At 69.2% G+C, this 16,395-nt stretch carries 17 protein-coding genes; 11 read left to right on the top strand and 6 right to left on the bottom strand.

All coding sequences use genetic code 11. The annotated features are described in order from the left end of the window. Positions 1–384: 384 nt before the first annotated feature. Positions 385–1,131 carry a DUF4118 domain-containing protein gene (locus FLW16_RS42295; protein WP_260616194.1) on the bottom strand — a complete coding sequence of 249 codons (747 nt, stop codon included), beginning with the start codon at positions 1,129–1,131 and terminating at the stop codon, positions 385–387. A gap of 300 nt (positions 1,132–1,431) precedes the next feature. Here FLW16_RS42295 and FLW16_RS42290 point away from each other — a divergent pair, with 300 nt between their 5' ends. Both FLW16_RS42290 and FLW16_RS42280 read left to right on the top strand, forming a co-directional pair. Continuing rightward, positions 1,432–1,692, top strand: coding sequence for an SAV_915 family protein (locus tag FLW16_RS42290; RefSeq protein WP_142566625.1), 261 nt, complete (start codon positions 1,432–1,434; stop codon positions 1,690–1,692). Positions 1,693–1,905: 213 nt separating this feature from the next. Then, the gene (locus FLW16_RS42280) at positions 1,906–2,118 is read left to right on the top strand and encodes a hypothetical protein (protein WP_221891585.1); all 213 of its coding nucleotides are present in this window, start codon (positions 1,906–1,908) and stop codon (positions 2,116–2,118) included. Positions 2,119–2,290: 172 nt separating this feature from the next. Here FLW16_RS42280 and FLW16_RS42275 read toward each other — a convergent pair whose 3' ends face one another. Further along, the gene (locus tag FLW16_RS42275; protein WP_142566623.1) at positions 2,291–3,265 is read right to left on the bottom strand and encodes an NAD(P)-dependent alcohol dehydrogenase; all 975 of its coding nucleotides are present in this window, start codon (positions 3,263–3,265) and stop codon (positions 2,291–2,293) included. 92 nt (positions 3,266–3,357) lie between these two features. On the opposite strand from FLW16_RS42275, the gene FLW16_RS42270 reads away from it, so the two are divergent. After that, entirely contained in the window at positions 3,358–3,936 is a 579-nt protein-coding gene (locus FLW16_RS42270; protein ID WP_142566622.1) for a TetR family transcriptional regulator, read from the top strand. A 57-nt stretch (positions 3,937–3,993) separates the two neighbouring features. On the opposite strand, the gene FLW16_RS42265 is transcribed toward FLW16_RS42270, so the two are convergent. Then, positions 3,994–5,907, bottom strand: coding sequence for an amino acid transporter (locus FLW16_RS42265; RefSeq protein WP_396687242.1), 1,914 nt, complete (start codon positions 5,905–5,907; stop codon positions 3,994–3,996). 292 nt (positions 5,908–6,199) lie between these two features. On the opposite strand from FLW16_RS42265, the gene FLW16_RS45805 reads away from it, so the two are divergent. Both FLW16_RS45805 and lysA read left to right on the top strand, forming a co-directional pair. Further along, the gene (locus tag FLW16_RS45805; RefSeq protein ID WP_260616192.1) at positions 6,200–6,328 is read left to right on the top strand and encodes a hypothetical protein; all 129 of its coding nucleotides are present in this window, start codon (positions 6,200–6,202) and stop codon (positions 6,326–6,328) included. Continuing rightward, positions 6,325–7,653: a diaminopimelate decarboxylase gene (gene lysA, locus FLW16_RS42260; RefSeq protein ID WP_142566620.1), complete on the top strand. Its 1,329-nt coding sequence runs from the start codon at positions 6,325–6,327 to the stop codon at positions 7,651–7,653. Before FLW16_RS45805 ends, lysA begins: the two co-directional genes overlap by 4 nt. A gap of 56 nt (positions 7,654–7,709) precedes the next feature. On the opposite strand, the gene FLW16_RS42255 is transcribed toward lysA, so the two are convergent. After that, positions 7,710–8,720 carry a LacI family DNA-binding transcriptional regulator gene (locus FLW16_RS42255; protein WP_260616191.1) on the bottom strand — a complete coding sequence of 337 codons (1,011 nt, stop codon included), beginning with the start codon at positions 8,718–8,720 and terminating at the stop codon, positions 7,710–7,712. A 172-nt stretch (positions 8,721–8,892) separates the two neighbouring features. On the opposite strand from FLW16_RS42255, the gene FLW16_RS42250 reads away from it, so the two are divergent. Continuing rightward, a complete protein-coding gene (locus tag FLW16_RS42250; RefSeq protein ID WP_221891584.1) occupies positions 8,893–9,036 on the top strand; it encodes a hypothetical protein in 144 nt (47 codons plus the stop codon). Between the two features lie 57 nt (positions 9,037–9,093). Next, entirely contained in the window at positions 9,094–10,731 is a 1,638-nt protein-coding gene (locus FLW16_RS42245) for a GH39 family glycosyl hydrolase (protein WP_142566618.1), read from the top strand. 218 nt (positions 10,732–10,949) lie between these two features. Here the strand turns inward: FLW16_RS42245 and FLW16_RS42240 are convergent, their stop codons facing one another. Next, a complete protein-coding gene (locus tag FLW16_RS42240) occupies positions 10,950–11,639 on the bottom strand; it encodes a FadR/GntR family transcriptional regulator (RefSeq protein WP_221891583.1) in 690 nt (229 codons plus the stop codon). Positions 11,640–11,858: 219 nt separating this feature from the next. Here FLW16_RS42240 and FLW16_RS42235 point away from each other — a divergent pair, with 219 nt between their 5' ends. The 4 genes from FLW16_RS42235 to FLW16_RS42220 all read left to right on the top strand — a co-directional run bounded on the left by FLW16_RS42235 (position 11,859) and on the right by FLW16_RS42220 (position 16,158). Then, complete coding sequence (locus tag FLW16_RS42235) at positions 11,859–13,136, top strand: ABC transporter substrate-binding protein (RefSeq protein WP_142566616.1); 1,278 nt, start codon at positions 11,859–11,861, stop codon at positions 13,134–13,136. A gap of 157 nt (positions 13,137–13,293) precedes the next feature. Further along, entirely contained in the window at positions 13,294–14,121 is an 828-nt protein-coding gene (locus FLW16_RS42230; protein WP_221891582.1) for a carbohydrate ABC transporter permease, read from the top strand. Beyond that, the gene (locus FLW16_RS42225) at positions 14,121–14,948 is read left to right on the top strand and encodes a carbohydrate ABC transporter permease (protein ID WP_142566615.1); all 828 of its coding nucleotides are present in this window, start codon (positions 14,121–14,123) and stop codon (positions 14,946–14,948) included. The genes FLW16_RS42230 and FLW16_RS42225 overlap by 1 nt, the downstream gene beginning before the upstream one ends. A gap of 25 nt (positions 14,949–14,973) precedes the next feature. After that, entirely contained in the window at positions 14,974–16,158 is a 1,185-nt protein-coding gene (locus FLW16_RS42220; protein ID WP_221891581.1) for a mandelate racemase/muconate lactonizing enzyme family protein, read from the top strand. 95 nt (positions 16,159–16,253) lie between these two features. Here the strand turns inward: FLW16_RS42220 and FLW16_RS46410 are convergent. Next, on the bottom strand, positions 16,254–16,395 hold a 142-nt coding region (locus tag FLW16_RS46410; RefSeq protein ID WP_142566613.1), incomplete at its 5' end, for an FCD domain-containing protein.

The following is a 16,395-nucleotide window of genomic DNA, read 5'->3' as shown; positions in this document are numbered from 1 at the left end:
CCCGCGGGTGGGAGCAACGGCTTCAGCCGCTCCCACTCCGCGTTGGTTAAGTCCCCTCGGCCTCCCACACCGACCAGGGTGGAAGCCACACCGTGATCACGTCAGGAAATCCGAGAAACAGGACCTAACTCCTGGCATCCCAATGCGCTCGCGTCCAGCACCTCATGCAGAATGCGCGCTTGATCACCGCTCAGCATGGCAGCGGCCGCGACGTGAGAAAGTTCCCACATCTACGCGGTCCCTACGCGGGCGGAGGCATGCCGTGGCCGCGGCTGCTGCACAAACAGCGCGGCGCCGCCCTGACCGGGCCATCCGCCGCGACACCGATGCCGTCATCTGCCGGCTGCGCCTGCCGGTCCCTCTTCACCTCACCTGAGCAGGCGGTCATGCCCCCGCGTCGCTTGCGGCGGTGTCCAACGCCGACCCCGCCTGGTCGGCCAAGGTGACCGCGACCAGACGCGCCTGCAACGGCGGGATCGTCCCCGGGGTGGGGTCGAGCATGAACCGGCCGTAGAAGCGGCCGTTGCCGAACGTGCGCAGCTCGACTTCCGTGTCGGGCAGGCCCAGGTGGTCGGCGTCCCAGCGTTTGCGGCCCCAGGTCACGCTGCCGTCTTGCTCCAGCCTGGGCGGGTGGCCGATCAACGTGCCGTACTCGAAACGGCAGCCGCGCAGGTGCAGCACCTCGGTGAGCTGGGCGGTGACGTGATCGACCACTGTTCCCGGCGCCTTGGCGCTCTGCGCCAGCGTGGCGGTGTCGTGGATGCGGGCCAGATAGTCGGCGTCGGTGATGGCCACCACCCGCAGCCGCCGGGCGCGGGCGGCCAGTTGTGAGACCGCCAGGCCCACGACAAGTAGCAACAGCGCGATCTGAACGTCAGCAGGCCTGGTGATGGTGAAGCGCTCGTAGGGCCGGGTGAAGAAGAAGTTGAACCACACCGCGGCCCATATCGCCGCCAGTGCGCCGGCAAGGCGGTTGCCCAGGGCGGCGACCGCCACCACGATCACGACCAGGACGAGCGCGACGCTGGTATTGGGCACGCTGTCGCGAAAGGGCACCAGCGCTCCCGTGATGGCCAGCGGCGCCACCAGCGCCGCCGGAAACGCGACGCGATCCGCGTCGAGATGCCTCACGCAGCCACCCATCGCTGCAGCACCTCCCGCCCTTCTGCGTTGACGCAGGTTGTTCACGCAGGTCAACGCCCTACACCTACCCGTCCTGCGTGGTGGTCCACGCATCGGCCCCAGCTCGGTGCATTGGCCGGCCGGTGAAGAGGGCCGCGCTGTCGCCCGAAGACACGCCCCGGGTCGCGGCGATCCGTCAACGTCGCGTCAGCTTTCCGCGGCACGGCGTCGGGATTCCGTAGCGATGGCGTTCCCGCTGGTCGCGTGGGATCTAACGTCGCCTTCGTAGAGTCCTCTGGAAGGCATGACATGCTCGAAGATCCGTTATATGTGCCGGTTCGCCGCAGTTCGTTCTCTCTGGCGCTACGTCTGTTCAGGACGGCCGCGGGCAAGCGGACGGCCGTGGCCTTCACCTCGGCGCTCCGACTGACGAAGGTGCTGGGCAGCGACCAGGGCTGGATCCGGCTGAGTGAGCCCGCGCTGCGGAGCATGATCAATGATCTCGGCGTAACCGGCATCGTGATCGACCCCGCCGGCACGCTGAGCCGGCCGATCTCCAGGACCGCGTGATGTGCATCCTCCAACAGGGCCTCACCGACCAAGATGACCAGTTCGAGCAGCCGCCGACGACCGGGAACCCGCTTTCCGCCGGAGAGGAGCACCCCTGCGGTCTCCGGCGCGACCTCGACCGGCAGGACCTGCGGTACGGCGAGGAACGAGCCGCGGAAACGGCACCGGGCGACGCGCATCAAGCGTCACCCTGACCATCCCGGGCTGCCGGCCGTGCTGACCTTCTCCTACCGCCAGGTCATCGCCGCCTTTCCCGAGGGCGGCGGCGCGTACGGCATGGCGACGACCTGTCTCGGACGCCGGGCGGCGCTGGTCGCCGGGGCGAGCCTGATCGTCGACTACGTGCTCGACGTGGCCGTCTCGGTGGCCGCGGAGGTCGCGGCGCTCACCTCCGCGTTCCCTCCGAGCCACACGTCTTCGTCCTGATCGCCGAAGTCGAACCCGGGCACGCGTGGCAGCGGCTGTTGCGGAACCAGCGCGGCGCCGTCCTCGCCCGGGCGTTGCGCCGGCGAACGACACGGTTGCCTGCCGCATGCGCTTGCGGGTGAGTTCGTCGATAGCCGACTCGGTCGCCGCCATGCTCTGAGGTATCCACGGTTCATCCGTCGGCGGGCTGGCCGAGGTCGGACAGGTCGAGCACGAAGCGGTAGCGGACGTCGCCGCGGCTGAGGCGGTCGAGTGCCTCCTGGACGCGCGCCGAGGGCAGTACCTCGACGTCGGCCGTGATGGCGTGGCCGGCGCAGAAGTCCAGCAGTTCGGCGGTGTGGCGGCGGCCGCCGGTGCCCGAGGAGGTCAGCTTCTTGCGGCCCTGGACCAGGTCGAGGATCCGGACCGCCTGCTCCAGGGGGTAGCCGAGCAGGGCGAGGGTGCCGTCCAGGGCCGCCATGCGCAGCAGCGGGGACAGGTCGTGCGCGACGGGGATGGTGTCCAGGATGAGGTCGAACCTGCCGCGTGCCCGCTGGGTCTGCGCGGTGACCTCGGCGCCCAGCTCGGCGGCCAGCTTCACCCCCAGGTGCCCCAGCCCGCCGAGGCCGGCCACGGCGACCCGGCTCCCGGGCCCGATCCCGGCCGTGCGCAGGGGCTCCCAGACGGTGATCCCGGCGCACATCAGCGGGGCGGCGGCGGCCTGGTCGAGCCCGTCTGGCAGGTGGTAGGCGAACTGGTCGCGCACCACGTACTCGCGGCTGTAGCCGCCCTGGGTCCTGGTGCCGTCGACGCGGTCGGTCCCACCGTAGGTGGTGACGGGGCCCTCGTAGCAGAAGTTCTCCTGTCCGATCCGGCACATCTCGCAGACCCCGCACGAGTCGACGACGGTCCCGACCGCGACCCGGTCGCCCACCGAGAACGCGGTCACCGCGGCGCCGACGGCGGTGACCGTGCCGGTGAACTCGTGGCCGGGGACCAGAGCGCCCTCGCCGAGAAGGCCGCCGATCCGGTGCAGGTCGCTGTGGCACACGCCGCAGTAGTCGACGCGGACCGCGAGGTCGTCATCGCGCAGGTCGCGGCGCTCGATACGGACGCGTCGCAGCGCGGTGGTGCCCTCAGTGCTCATCCAGCCGGTGGTGGTACGCATGAATCCTCCAAACAGACTATTCGGTCTGTTTGGAGCGTAAGTCACGCTCGATCGCGAAGCAAACCAACTAGTCTGTCTGTTAAGCTGAGGTCATGCCCGAGCTGCCGACCACACCGAAGGGCGCCGCGACCAGGCGCCGGATTCTGGACGCGGCCACCGAGGAGTTCGCACAGCGAGGCATCGCCGGCGCCAGGATCGACCGCATCACCGCCACCGCGCGCACCAACAAAGCCCAGGTGTACGGCTACTTCGGCAGTAAGGACGGCTTGTTCGACGCGGTGATCGCCGACCACGCCGATCGGCTCATGAGCGCCGTCGCCTTCGACGCCGAGGACCTGCCCGGCTGGGCCGTGGGAATGTACGACGAGAACCTGCGGCATCCCGAACTGGTCCGCCTCATGGCCTGGCTGCGGCTGGAACGACGCCCGGCAGGACGCCTCACCGACACCCCCGACGACGAACCGAAACTCACCGCCATCGCCGCCGCCCAGGCCGCCGGACGGCTCCGCCAGGGCGATCCCCTCGACCTGATCGCCCTGGTCATCGCCATGGCCTGTGCCTGGTCCCCGGCCAGCGGCTTCTACACCGCAACCGCGGATGAGCCCGCCACCGACCACGACCGCCGCCGGGCCCTCCTGCGCGAGTGCGTCGCCCGCGCCGTCGCCCCCTGACCGGGCATTCACCTACCGTCCGGAACGGGCAGGCGCCGTCGGAGGTGACCAGCACTGCTAGCCGACGTGGACGTGGGGTCTGCGCTCGATGTCCGGCTCCGCCTTGCGCAGCACCTCGCGGGTGAGCGGGGGCACGTCGCCGCCGCCGAACACCAGGTAGCGCAGCATGGCGAGCACGGGGTTGCCTTCGGCCCAGTGGAAGTAGATGTGCGGCACCGCACCGGTGCGGTCGCGGAGGTGGAGCAGGAGCGCGGCCAGCGAGTTCGGCACGGCCGAGCTCTCGATCCGCAGGATCCTGTGCCCGTAGCGCTCCTCGCCCCGAACGTGTAGTTCCGTCTCGAACTCCGAGGCGTCCGGCACGGTGACCTCGACGAACATCACCGGCTCGTCGCTGCGCAGCCGGTGGTTGATCCACTGCTCGCGGAGCTTGTCGTTGTACTCGTCCTGGTCACGTTGATGGGGCTCGTTGGCGATCAGGTGGATCAGGCCGCCGGCCTGGTTCACCCACTGCTCGGCCAAGGGGTCCAGGTCGACCTCGGTGACCCGTAGTTCCGTGGAGCGGGTGGCTCGGGAGATGACCGAGGTGATGATGATCGCGGCGATGAAGAAGGAAGCGATCTTCACGCCGTCCGGCCGCTCGACCACGTTGTCGACCAGCGTGTAGGCGAGGACCGCCGCGATCAGCCCGAAGCCGATCGAGGCGGCCGTCTGGCCCTTCCTGAACGCAGAAAGCGTCACCGCGACCGCCGCCGACAGCATCAGCACCAGCACCCCTGTGGCGTAGGCGCCGCCCTGGGCGTCCACGTCGGCGCCGAAGATGATCGTGATGGCGAACGCGATCGCCGCGAAGACGAGCACCAGGGGCCGCACCGCGCCGGTCCATTCGGGCGCCATGCCGTACCGGGGGAGATAGCGCGGCACCAGGTTGATCAGGCCCGCCATCGCCGAGGCGCCCGCGAACCACAGGATCGCGATCGTGGAGACGTCGTACACGCTGCCGAACCACTCGCCGAGGAACTTGTGCGCCAGATAGGCCAGCGCACGGCCGCTCGCCTTGCCACCCTCCTCGAACTCCTCGTGCGGGATCAGCGTGGTCGTGACGAAACTGGAGAAGATCAGGAAGACGCTCATGACGAGCGCGGCCACGGTGAGCAGCCGCTTGGTTCCCTTGATCCGCTCCCGTACGTCGCCCCTGACGACCGGCATCACGGCGACGCCCGTCTCGAATCCCGACATGCCCAGCGCGAGCTTCGGCATCACCAGCAGCGACAAACCGATCATGGCCAGTGGGCCGCTGTAGCCGGCGGTCAGCGTGTGCGTCCAGTCGACGACCACCTGAGGCGCCTGGAGCACGTGGATGATCGAGGTGACCACGACGACGGCGTTGAGCCCGAGGTAGACGAGGACGAGGATCGCCGCGATGCCGATCGCCTCGGTGAAGCCCATCAGGAACACCCCGCCGAGCAGGGCCAGCAGGAACAGTGTGACGGGCACCCGCTGCCCCTCGATCCAGTGCGGCGCGAACGGGTTCTCCAGGATGTGCGCGGTGGCGTCGGCGGCCGACAGCGTCATGGTGATGACGAAATCGGTGGCCGCGAACCCGAGCAGGGCCAGGACGAACAGCTTGCCCCACCACTGCGGCGCCAGCTTCTCCAGCATCGCGATCGAGCCCTGGCCGTACGGGCTCTCGGCGGCCACCCGGCGGTAGACCGGCAGCGCGCCCAGCAGCGTGAGCGCGACCAGGAAGACCGTGGCAAGCGGAGACAGGAACCCGGCCGCGAGCGCCGCGATCCCCGGCTGGTAGCCGAGCGTGGAGAAATAGTCCACACCCGTCAGGCACATCACCCGCCACCACGGGTGCTTCGCGTGCGGCCCGTGCTCGATCTCCTTGCGATCGGTCTGGAGACCCTCGAGCAACCAGGCGCGCACCGGACCCGTCGGCGTGGCGACAGAACGCCCCAACCTGGACACCTCCGGCATCAAGAACGCGTAAAGCAACGCATGCACACTAATGGCGGGATCACCGCCATCAGAGGAGACAGGGCGTCAAGAACACGTCAAGAGCGGAAGTCGTTCGATCACCAAACGTGACGACGGGGCCGTGAGGGTGCGGCGGATGTCAATCGGGCGTCAGGTTCGGCGGGTCCGCCGTAGGAATCGCGTCAGGGCCGCCCGTCCATGGGCTGACCCGTGCTTAGTGTGCTGTGTGTCCCCTTTTCTGGCTGTTAGCGACGACGACCAGTTACGGGTGGCCTGCCGGAGCATGGACGACCTCGCACTGGCGGTGGCGACGCTCCGCGACGCGGGCGCCGACACCACCTGCACCCAGATCGTGACCCGTACGGTCACCGGACTCGGCCGGGCGCTCCTGGCGGAGAGAAGAACGAGATGAGCCTGCTGACCACGCCTCCGCGTACGACGGAGACGGCCGACGGCCCCTGGCCGGCCACCGCTCGCTTCGACGCCGGCGGGCGTGCGGAGGTCGGCGGCGTCGACCTGATGGAGGTGGCCGGGCGCTTCGGCACCCCGGCGTACGTCATGGACGAGGCGGACGTGCGTCTGCGCTGCCGCGCCTACCGCGCCGCGCTGCCCCAGGCCGAGGTCGCGTACGCCGCCAAGGCGTTCTGGTGCCGGGCCATGGCCGCCTGGGTCCGGTCCGAGGGGCTCGCCCTCGACGTGTGCTCTGCCGGTGAGCTGGCCGTGGCGAGGGCCGCCGGCTTCCCGGCCGACCGGATCATCCTCCACGGCAACGCCAAGACCCCGGCGGAGTTGCGCGCCGCGGTGGACGAGCGTGTCGGCCGCGTCGTCGTCGACGATCTCACCGAGATCAACCGCCTCGCCGCGCTCGTCCCCGCGGGGATGCGGCAGAAGGTGCTGGTGCGGGTGATTCCCGACATCGAAGCCGGGGCGCACGCCGCCATCCGCACGGGCGGGGAGGACCACAAGTTCGGGCTGTCGATCGCGGCCGGTGGGGCGAGGGAGGCGGTGAACCGGATCCTCCGCCAGCCGCGCCTGGAGCTGGTGGGCCTGCACTGCCACCTGGGATCTCAGATCGCCGCCGCCGAGCCGTACGAGCAGAGCGCGCGTGTGCTGGTGGAGCAGCTCGCGCGCATCCGCGACGCGCACGGAGTGACGCTGCCCCAGCTCGACCTCGGCGGCGGTCACGCGATCGCGTACGCGAGCGGGCAGACCGGCCTGGCTCCCTCCCGGCTCAGCTCGCTGGCCGCGGCCGTCGAGAGGCGCTGTGCCGGCATCGGCCTGCCGGCGCCGCGGCTGACCGTCGAACCCGGACGGGCCGTCGCCGGGCCCGCCGGCGTGACGCTCTATCGGGTGATCGCGGTCAAGAAGGGGCTGCGCCGCACGTACGTCGCGGTCGACGGAGGCATGAGCGACAATCCCCGGCCCGCGATGTACGGCTCGCGGTACGAGATGCGCATGATCGGCCGGGCGACGCACGAGGGCGAGCGCGACTTCACCGTGGTCGGCCACCACTGCGAGAGCGGGGACACGCTGGCCGAGGCTGTCGCGCTCCCCGCCGACATCCGCCCCGGAGACGTGCTCGCCGTCGCCGCCACCGGTGCCTACAACCACTCGATGGCCTCCACCTACAACATGACCGGGCGCCCGCCGGTCGTCGCCGTGAGCCGGGGCAAGGCCCGGCTGGTCGTCCGCCGCGAGGGCCTCGACGACCTGCTGCGCCGCGACGTCGGCCTCTGACGCTTCTCTGCCCGCCTTCGTCGTGGTCGCTCTGCGACTGTCCGAAGCCCGGCGGCTCAGGACGGCGGGACGGGCCCCGTCGAGTCGCGGACGCTGAGGGTCGTCGCGAGCTGGAGGTGCCGGGAGGCGGGCTGGACGCCGTCCGCCATGCCGAGGACGGTCTCGACGGCCATCCGGCCCATGCCGACGAGGGGCTGCCGGACGGACGTGAGCCGGGGCGTGGTCCACTCGGTCTGCGGCGTGTCGTCGAACCCGGTGACCGACAGCTCGCCGGGCACGGTGATGTGCAGTTCCTTGGCCGCGGCGAGGACGCCGGCGGCGATCTCGTCGTTGCCCGCGACGACGGCGGTCGGCCGCTCGTCGAGCGAGAGGATCTCACGGCCGTGCCGGAGTCCCGCCTCGACGGAGAACGCCTCATGGCGGATCAGCGTGCGGTCCGGCGTGATGCCGGCCGAGTCGAGCGCGGCCTGATACCCGTGGAAGCGTTCCACCGAGGGGGCGGAGCCCAGCGGGCCGCCGACCCAGGCGATCCTGCGGTGGCCGAGCCTGATGACGTGCTCGGTCGCCGAGCGACCGCCTGCCCAGTTGGTGGCGCCGATGCTGACGACACGTGATTCGGTCGTATCGATCGGGTCGATCGTCACGACGGGCACCTCGAGCTCCTCAGCGGCGAGGAGCACCGCGTCGGGCACGGCGACGGCGAGCGCGATGACGCCGACGACGCCGGACGCCTTCTGCTCCTCCACCCAGGAACGGGCCGCCGTGCGGTTCGTGCTGATCGGCTCGTCGGGCGGCAGGCGAAGGAGGAGCTCGGCCTGCGCGGAGGTCGCGGCCACGAGTATCCCCTGGAGCACCGTCCCGGCATAACGGGACTCCACGATGTCGAGCATGGTGACGAGGGCTCGGTCCCGTGTCTGGTCGTGACGCGCCGCCGTCGGCTTGTAGCCGATCTCGGCCATGACCCCGAGGACGAGCTCACGGGTCTTCGGCCCCACATCGCTGCGACCGTTGAGGACCTTCGACGCGGTCGTCGGCGAGACACCGGCCAATCGGGCGACATCCGCCAAGGTGGCTCGCTCGGAACGACCTCGCCGTGGCATCAGGGCTCCCTTCGGGCTACGAAACTATTTCGAAATCTACCACGGGCCCTATCCGTCAAGTGCGGCCAGGCTTTCTGCCCTGTTCACCCGTTGACACCGGACGGACACACCACCTACTGTCCTGGCAGCAACGAACAAGTTGCGAAATATTTTCGGAACCATCCTCGTCCAGAATCTTGTGATCACGTCCGCGCTGCTGACGATCGTGCCGTTGATCATCGCGTTTCTCAGCCTGCAGCGGTACTGGCAGTCAGGTCTGGCGCTGGGCGCCATCAAGGGCTAGAAGCGACCTGAGGCCGGCCATCTTCCACCCGTGACCATCTGTGAAGAGAAGTGAGGCATGACGAGCGACGGTTTGATCGAATCCCGGTTGAGGATCGACGGCAAGCTGTGCGACGAGAGTGCGTTCCCGCACGTCTGGAGCAGGTGTATCGGCGCCGGACGGGCGAACGAGGCACTGCGCGCGGACTGGCAACGGCAGTTCGCCGAGGTCGCCGACGCATGCGGAGTCCAGTACATCCGCTTCCACGGCGTCTTTCATGACGACATGTTCGTGTACCGGGAGAGCTACGGCGGCGGTTTCGGGCCGAACGCCCCCCTTGCCGAGCCGGTGTACACGTTCAGCTATGTGGACAAGGTGTTCGACTTCATTTTGGACTGCGGTGTCCGTCCATTCGTCGAGCTGGGCTTCATGCCGCGCGAGCTGGCGACGGAGACGGAGACGGTGTTCTGGTGGGGCGCGCACTGCAGCCCGCCCAGGGACATGGCGCGCTGGGTCGAGCTGGTCACGAGGTCGGTCGAGCACTGGATCGACCGCTACGGCCTCGACGAGGTGCGGGAGTGGCGATTCGAGGTGTGGAACGAGCCGAACCTGGTTCCCCACTTCTGGACCGGGACGAAGACCGAGTACTTCGAGCTTTACGAGCAGACCGTGACGGCGATCAAGAACATCGATCCCGCGTTGAAGGTGGGCGGGCCCGCGACGAGCGTCTTCGTGCCCGACGACCGCTACAAGGGTGAAGTCGAGGACCGCGACGCGACGCACGAGACGGCCGCCGCATCCGACGTGGACGCGCTCGACTGGCGCCCGGTGTGGATCGATGACTTCATCGCCTGGTGCGCGGAGCGCGGGCTTCCGATCGACTTCATCTCGACGCACACCTACCCCACCGACTTCGCGTTCGCCGCCGACGGCGAGGCGGTGCACATCACCCGGTACGCCGACGCCACGTTCGACGACCTGACCCTGCTGCGCAAGCTCGTGAGCAGCAGCCCGTACCCCGATGCGGAGATCCACATCACGGAGTGGTCGACGTCGCCGTCATCGCGTGACTTCATCCACGACACGCTGTTCGCGGCGACCTCCATCACGCGGTCGTATCTGCAGTGCGCCACCCTCGCCGACTCGATCTCCTACTGGACCTTCACCGACGTGTTCGAGGAGGGCGGCGCCGGAATCGGACCGTTTCACGGCGGATTCGGCATTGTGAACGAGACCGGGATCCACAAGCCCACGTTCCACGCGTTCACGATGCTGGACAGGCTCGGCGATCGGCTGCTGCTCGCGACGTCCGACGGGGTCGTGACCCGGGACAGCCGGACGTCGGCGGTGTCGGCGGTGTTCTTCAACTACCCCGAGGACATGGCCATGCGGGGTCTCCGGTCGGAGAACTCGTACGCGGCGACACGCGCGCTGGCCCAGATGGGGCCGAGCCGGCGGATCCGGCACTCGATCGACGGTCTGACGCCGGGCGCCACGTTCCTCGTCGAGGTCGTGGACTGGGACCACGGGAACGTCGCCGAAGCCTGGTATCGGCTCGGGTCCCCGCTCAACCCGTCCAGGGCCGAGAGCGAGCACCTGAGCAGGGTCGCCGACTCGCTCCTCAGGTTCACGCTGACCGTGCCCGACACCGGTGTGCTCGACCTCGACGTCGAACTCGCGCCGTGGGCGGTGATGTCGCTCAGGCAGTCGGCATGACCGCACGGCGGTGCCGGTCGCAGCCGGGCCCTTGCCCGAGACGAGCCGTCGCTCCCGCGTCTGACCAGGGGAGCGCCCCGGGGTCGCCACCGACATGCCGCGATGAAACTTTCACCGTCCGGCGAGCGAATCGTTCCGGAGGACGCGAACGGCCGGTCAGGCCGGCCGGCCGCCCCAGCCCTGCCCGGGCGGGGTGGGCGGTAGCGCGGGGACGCGGCCTAACGCCGCAGCCGCACGGGATCGGCCGGTCCGCTGCGGCGGACGAGCCACGCCTCGGTGATGTGGTTGAACATGGCCTCGGAGGCGCCGTCGGGATCGTGGGCGGCGATGCGTTCGTAGATGCGCCGGTGGCCCAGGTTCGACGCCACACACAGCGCTCGCTCGGTCCGGCCCATGTAGCGGGCGGTGTTCACGACCTGGCTTTCCAGTGCCCGTACGACGCCTCGGGCGATGCGGTTTCCCGACGCCTGCATGATCGTGTCGTGGAAGGCGCGGTCGCTTTCCGCGTACGTGACGTGGTCGTCCACGAGCTCGTCCATCTGGTCCACCAGCGCGCGCAGCCGCTCGACCGTATCCGGCCCGGCCAGGCGGGCGGCGACGTTCGCCATGTCGGACTCGAGCACGCGCCGCGTCACGACGAGGTCGTCGAGAATCGCCAGGCTCTCGTCCTCGGCGATGGTCGCGGCGAGGACGAGCTCGTCGAGCATGTCCCACATCGCGGGCGGGGTCACCATCGTGCCGGCGCCTTGGCGGACCTGCACCAGCCCCTTCTCCTGCAGGACTTTCACGGCCTCCCTGACGACGGTGCGGCTCACGGAGAAGGCTTCGCACAGCGCGGGCTCGGGGGGCAGTGGCGTCCCCGGCGGGTGCACGCCGCGTACGATCCGCTCCACCAGCTCGGCGGTCACCGCTCGGGCGAGGCTGGCCGGGCGTCGTACCCAGGCCGGTGGCGCCGGGGTACCGCCGGCCGTTTCCTGCGATGCCGTCATATCCCCCTCCGGTGGCCCTTGCCAAGGAGCGCCACCGCGCCAGTATACGCGACATCTATTGACGTCAGACGTCATACGAGTTACCTTTCGCCGGACACGGCCGGGTCCGCCGGCCGCTCTCGGAGAGTGAGAGCAGCGATGAAGCAGAGAGCTTTGTGGTCGGCGGTGATGGTCGCGGGACTGACCGCGACCGGCTGCGGGAGCGCGGCACGGACGGAGTCCCCGTCCGGAGACTCTCAGCAGAAGCAGCAGAAGCTCGTGGTCTGGGACTGGAAATCAAGTGAACCGACCGCGGCGGACTATATCGAGAAGGCGAAGGCCGACTTCGCCAAGCGGCATCCCGGGGTCACCGTCGAGTTCGTCGCCCAGCCGTTCGACCAGTACTACACCCTGCTGGGCACGGCCATCCAGTCCAACAAGGGGCCCGACGTCATGCTCTTCAACGGCGGCGGGCAGATCCGTGACCGGGTCGACGCGCTCCTTCCGCTGGACCAGTACGTGGCCGGGGACAAGAGCCGGCTGGCGGGCTGGGACGCGTTCAGCAAGGACGGCAAGATCTACGCCGCGCCGGTGACCCTGCAGGGACACCCGATCTACTACAACAAGGCGCTCTACGAGAAGGCCGGTCTCGACCCGGCGAACCCGCCCAAGACATGGGACGAGTTCGCCGGCGACTGCGCCGCCATCAAGAAGGCGACAGGGGCGTCGTGCTTCGCGCTCGGCAACAAGGAAGGCTTCGGGATCCAGTTCTTCATGTCGGGCCTCGGATCCGGCATCGTGACGCCGCAGGAGTACGACGACTGGATCGGCGGGAAGCGCGACTGGACCTCTCCCCACGTGAAGCGGATCTTCGAGTTGTGGAAGGACGCCAACGACAAGGGGCTGAACAACAAGGGCGCCAACTCCACCGCGATGTTCACCGACATCTTCAGAGTCTTCGAGACCGGTAAGGCCGCCCACATCATCGGGCTGATGTCGGACATCGGGCACTGGAAGGACTTCGGCGAGTTCCTGCCGCCCGACAAGATCGGCGTCATGCAGGCCCCCGTCGCCGCCGACGGGGCCACCCCGAGCCTTCCGTACGACGGCGGCATCGGCTACGCGGTCGCGAAGTGGACGAAGGATCCGGGGCTGGCCGCCGATCTGGTGCGCTCCCTGACCTCGACCGACGCCTTGACCGCGTTCTACTCCAAGGCCGGTGCGATCGCGTCCGACACGACGATCGACGTCTCGCAGGCCGGCCCGGCCGTCGCCGCGATCGTGTCCGAGATCAAAACCGGCAAGCCCGCCCTGCACGTCGCGCTGTCCTCCAAGACCCTGGACCTGATGGGAAGGCTGTCCCAGCAGCTCCTGAGCGGGTCGACCACGGTGGACAAGGCGGTGGAGCAGCTGGCCGCCTCCGACCGGGCGGGATGATCGCGTGCCGCACGGTGGTTCGTCGCCGTTGGTCCGCCCGGCAGGCTCCGGACGGGCCGGCGGAGCGACGACGAAGCAGGGGGGACCTCGCAAGGGGGCGGCTATCCGGCCGTCCTCCCGCGGGGCGCGCGCGGAACGCCTCGCCCCCTACGTCCTGGTGGCCCCGGCCGTACTGATCATCGTGGTGCTGCGGCTGTGGCCGCTCGTCCTGGGGGTCAACTTCTCCTTCACGGGCGACGGCGAGCTCAACGGGACCCCGGTCGGCCTGAGCAACTACCTGGAGCTGGCCGGCGACCCGTTGTTCCACACCTCGCTGCGCAACGTCGGGCTGCTGGTGCTGCTGCTTCCCGTGGCGGTGGCGATTCCGGGCCTGCTCGCCACCTTCATCTATCTGCGCGTTCCGGGGCACCGGGTCTACCGCAGCGTCTACTTCTTCCCGGCTGTGCTCTCCCCGGTGATCGTCGGTGCGATCTTCAACCTCATGCTCGGGTTCGACGGCCCGCTGAACGCCGCCCTCGGGGCGATCGGCGTCGGCCCGGTCGACTGGCTCGGCGATCCGGGCATCTCCATGTTCACGGTCGTCGGCGTGCACGTCTGGGCGACGTTCGGGATGGCCCTGGTGGTGTTCCTCGCCGGATTCAGCACCCTCGACGCCTCGCTTCTGGACGCCGCCCGCGTGGACGGCGCGTCGCTCCGCCAGGTCATCTGGCACGTGATCATCCCGAGTCTGACGCGCACCATCCAGTTCGTCTTCGTGACCACGATGATCGGGATGCTGACGTCCATGTTCGGCCTGCTCTTCGTCATGACCAGCGGGGGACCGGAGGGATCGACCTACCTGCCGGAGTACTACATCTGGCACCAGCAGGGACAGATGAACCGGCCGGCGCTCGCCTCGGCCGCCTCGACGGTTCTCTTCGTCGTCATGCTCGTGGTGGGGCTCCTGCAGATCACTCTGCTCCGCCGCGCGGGGAGGCAGGACTGATGCCCGGCAGGCGTCTGGCCAGATGGGTGGCCGCCGTCCCGATGGCCGCTCTTGCGCTGGCGACGATCTATCCTCTCGTCTTCACCACGAACGTCGCGATGAAGACCCGGCGCGACTACATCCTCGACCGGTTCTCCCCGACGGATTCCCTGCGCTGGGACAACATCGCCGAGGCGTGGGCCGGCGCCGGAATGGCGCGGTACTTCGCCAACTCGTTCATCGTCGTGTCGTTCGCCGTGGCCCTGCTGCTGCTGTTGGGGTCGATGGCGGGCTTCGCGCTGAGCCAGTTGCGGTTCCGCGGCTCTTCGGTGATCTTCCTGGGCTGTCTCGCGGGGCTGTTCATCCCCTTCCAGGTGATCATGGTGCCGCTCACCAGGGTCATGGCCGACAGCGGGCTCGTCGACACCTACCCGGGACTGATCCTGGCCTACGTCGCGCAGTTCCTCCCGTTCACCGTCTTCCTGATGACGAGCCACTACAGGACGATTCCGGCGGAGATCGTCGACGCGGCCAGGATCGACGGAAACACGGTGTACGGGGTGTACCGGCGGATCATGCTCCCGCTGGGCGTTCCGGCGCTGCTCTCCGTAGGAATCCTCGACACCCTGTTCTGCTGGAACGATGTGCTGATCTCCCTGCTGATGATGCCGTCGCCCGAGCACCGGACCCTCATGATCGGCGTGAACTCGCTGCGCGGACAGTACTCCGACGACATTCCCACCTTCGCCTCGGGAGTCCTGATCGCCGCGATACCCGTGCTGATGCTGTATCTGTTCCTCCAGCGCCAGATCGCCGACGGCGTCACCGCCGGTTCCACGAAGGGCTGACATGCGGATCACGGGGTATCGGACCATGACGACGGTCCAGGAATGGGGCCGTCCCGTCGGTGACGCCAACGGTGTCTTTCCCGACGGAGTCGTCTCGACGCCGATCGTCATGGTGGACACCGACGAGGGGATCACCGGCGTCGGCCTGGGGCCGCACGTGGAGATCGACGCCGTGTTCGCCGCGATCGAGGGTGAGGATCCGCGCGGCGTGACGGCGCTCTACGACCGGATGCTGCGGCAGACCTTCAAGGCGGGGCACGCGGGCGTCGTGTTCGGCACGATCGGCGCGCTCGACACCGCCCTGTGGGACATCAAGGCGCAGGCGGCCGGTGAACCGCTCTGGCGTCTGCTGGGCGGACGGGACAGGCGGGTTCCCGCCTACGCCTCGGGCCTCGACATCGGCCTGACCGACGACGAGCTCGTCTCCGTCTATCAGGTCTACGCCCAGCACGGTCTGCGGGCGGCCAAGCTCAAGGGCGGCCTCGACATCGAACGCGACCGGCACCGCCTGACGCTGGTGCGGGATGTCCTGACCGAGGCCGGGCAGGGATTGCGGCCGGGCCTGATGCTCGACGTGAACGAGGCCTGGACTCGCAAGCAGGCGGTCCGGCACGTCTGCGAGCTCGAGCGCACTTTGGACCTCACCTGGATCGAAGAGCCGGTCCGGCGGTGGGACGCCGAAGGTCTGGTCGTGGTCGGCCGGGGGATCCGCGCCTCCGTCGCCTCGGGGGAGAACCTGACCGGGCTCGAGCAGTTTCGTCCGCTGCTGGCCGCGGGAGCAGTCGACATCGTCCAGACGGCCGCGGTCTGGGGGGTGACCCACTTCCTCCGGGTGTCCGCCCTGGCGCACGCTCATGACCTGCCGGTCAGCCCGATCGGCACCACGCCGGTCGCGCTGCTGCACGCCGCGACATCGGTGCCGAACCACATGGCGAGCGAGTTGCAGGACCTGTACCCGCCGGTCGGGATGTCGCTCGACCTGTACGTCGAGAACGGCGCCTTCGTCCTCGGAGACACGCCGGGCCTCGGCATCACGATCGACGAGCAGGCGATCGACACATTCGCGCGCCGGCCGAACACCAGGGCCGCCAAGGGTCCCAACATCCGGCCGGAGCACGCCGGACGACGGCTTCTCGCCGTGACCGGCGGCTCTTCACCGAGCGGTCTCTGGGGCGGGACGACACCTTCCGCGGCCGACGCCGGCGTCTGAGCCCCGCACCCGCGCCGGCATGGAGTGCGGGCGTCGGCAGGGAGCGCGGAGTGCGGGCATCGGCAGGGAGCGCGGAGTGCGGGCGTCGGCAGGGATCAGCCGGAGGGGGAGAACAGGCGCTGCTGGATCTCTCTGCGGTAGTCGTCGAGTGTGTTGTCGATGTGGGTGGCGGCGGCGTGGGCGGCTGCTTCGGGGTCGCCGGCGCGGATGGCCTGGTAGATGGCGTCGTGTTCTTCG

This window comes from Microbispora sp. KK1-11, assembly GCF_006874435.1.
GTDB classification, from domain to species: domain Bacteria; phylum Actinomycetota; class Actinomycetes; order Streptosporangiales; family Streptosporangiaceae; genus Microbispora; species Microbispora catharanthi.
Note: the sequence above shows the minus strand (reverse complement) of the source record. Positions and strands in the feature narration are given on the sequence as shown.

Excerpts from the sequence above, each read along its gene's own strand:
- FLW16_RS42290 (WP_142566625.1), top strand. The coding sequence starts at position 1,432 with ATGCTCGAAGATCCGTTATATGTGCCGGTTCGCCGCAGTTCGTTCTCT.
- FLW16_RS42275 (WP_142566623.1), bottom strand. The coding sequence starts at position 3,265 with ATGCGTACCACCACCGGCTGGATGAGCACTGAGGGCACCACCGCGCTG.
- FLW16_RS42270 (WP_142566622.1), top strand. The coding sequence starts at position 3,358 with ATGCCCGAGCTGCCGACCACACCGAAGGGCGCCGCGACCAGGCGCCGG.
- FLW16_RS45805 (WP_260616192.1), top strand. The coding sequence starts at position 6,200 with ATGGACGACCTCGCACTGGCGGTGGCGACGCTCCGCGACGCGGGCGCC.
- lysA (WP_142566620.1), top strand. The coding sequence starts at position 6,325 with ATGAGCCTGCTGACCACGCCTCCGCGTACGACGGAGACGGCCGACGGC.
- FLW16_RS42245 (WP_142566618.1), top strand. The coding sequence starts at position 9,094 with ATGACGAGCGACGGTTTGATCGAATCCCGGTTGAGGATCGACGGCAAG.
- FLW16_RS42235 (WP_142566616.1), top strand. The coding sequence starts at position 11,859 with ATGAAGCAGAGAGCTTTGTGGTCGGCGGTGATGGTCGCGGGACTGACC.
- FLW16_RS42225 (WP_142566615.1), top strand. The coding sequence starts at position 14,121 with ATGCCCGGCAGGCGTCTGGCCAGATGGGTGGCCGCCGTCCCGATGGCC.
- FLW16_RS42220 (WP_221891581.1), top strand. The coding sequence starts at position 14,974 with ATGACGACGGTCCAGGAATGGGGCCGTCCCGTCGGTGACGCCAACGGT.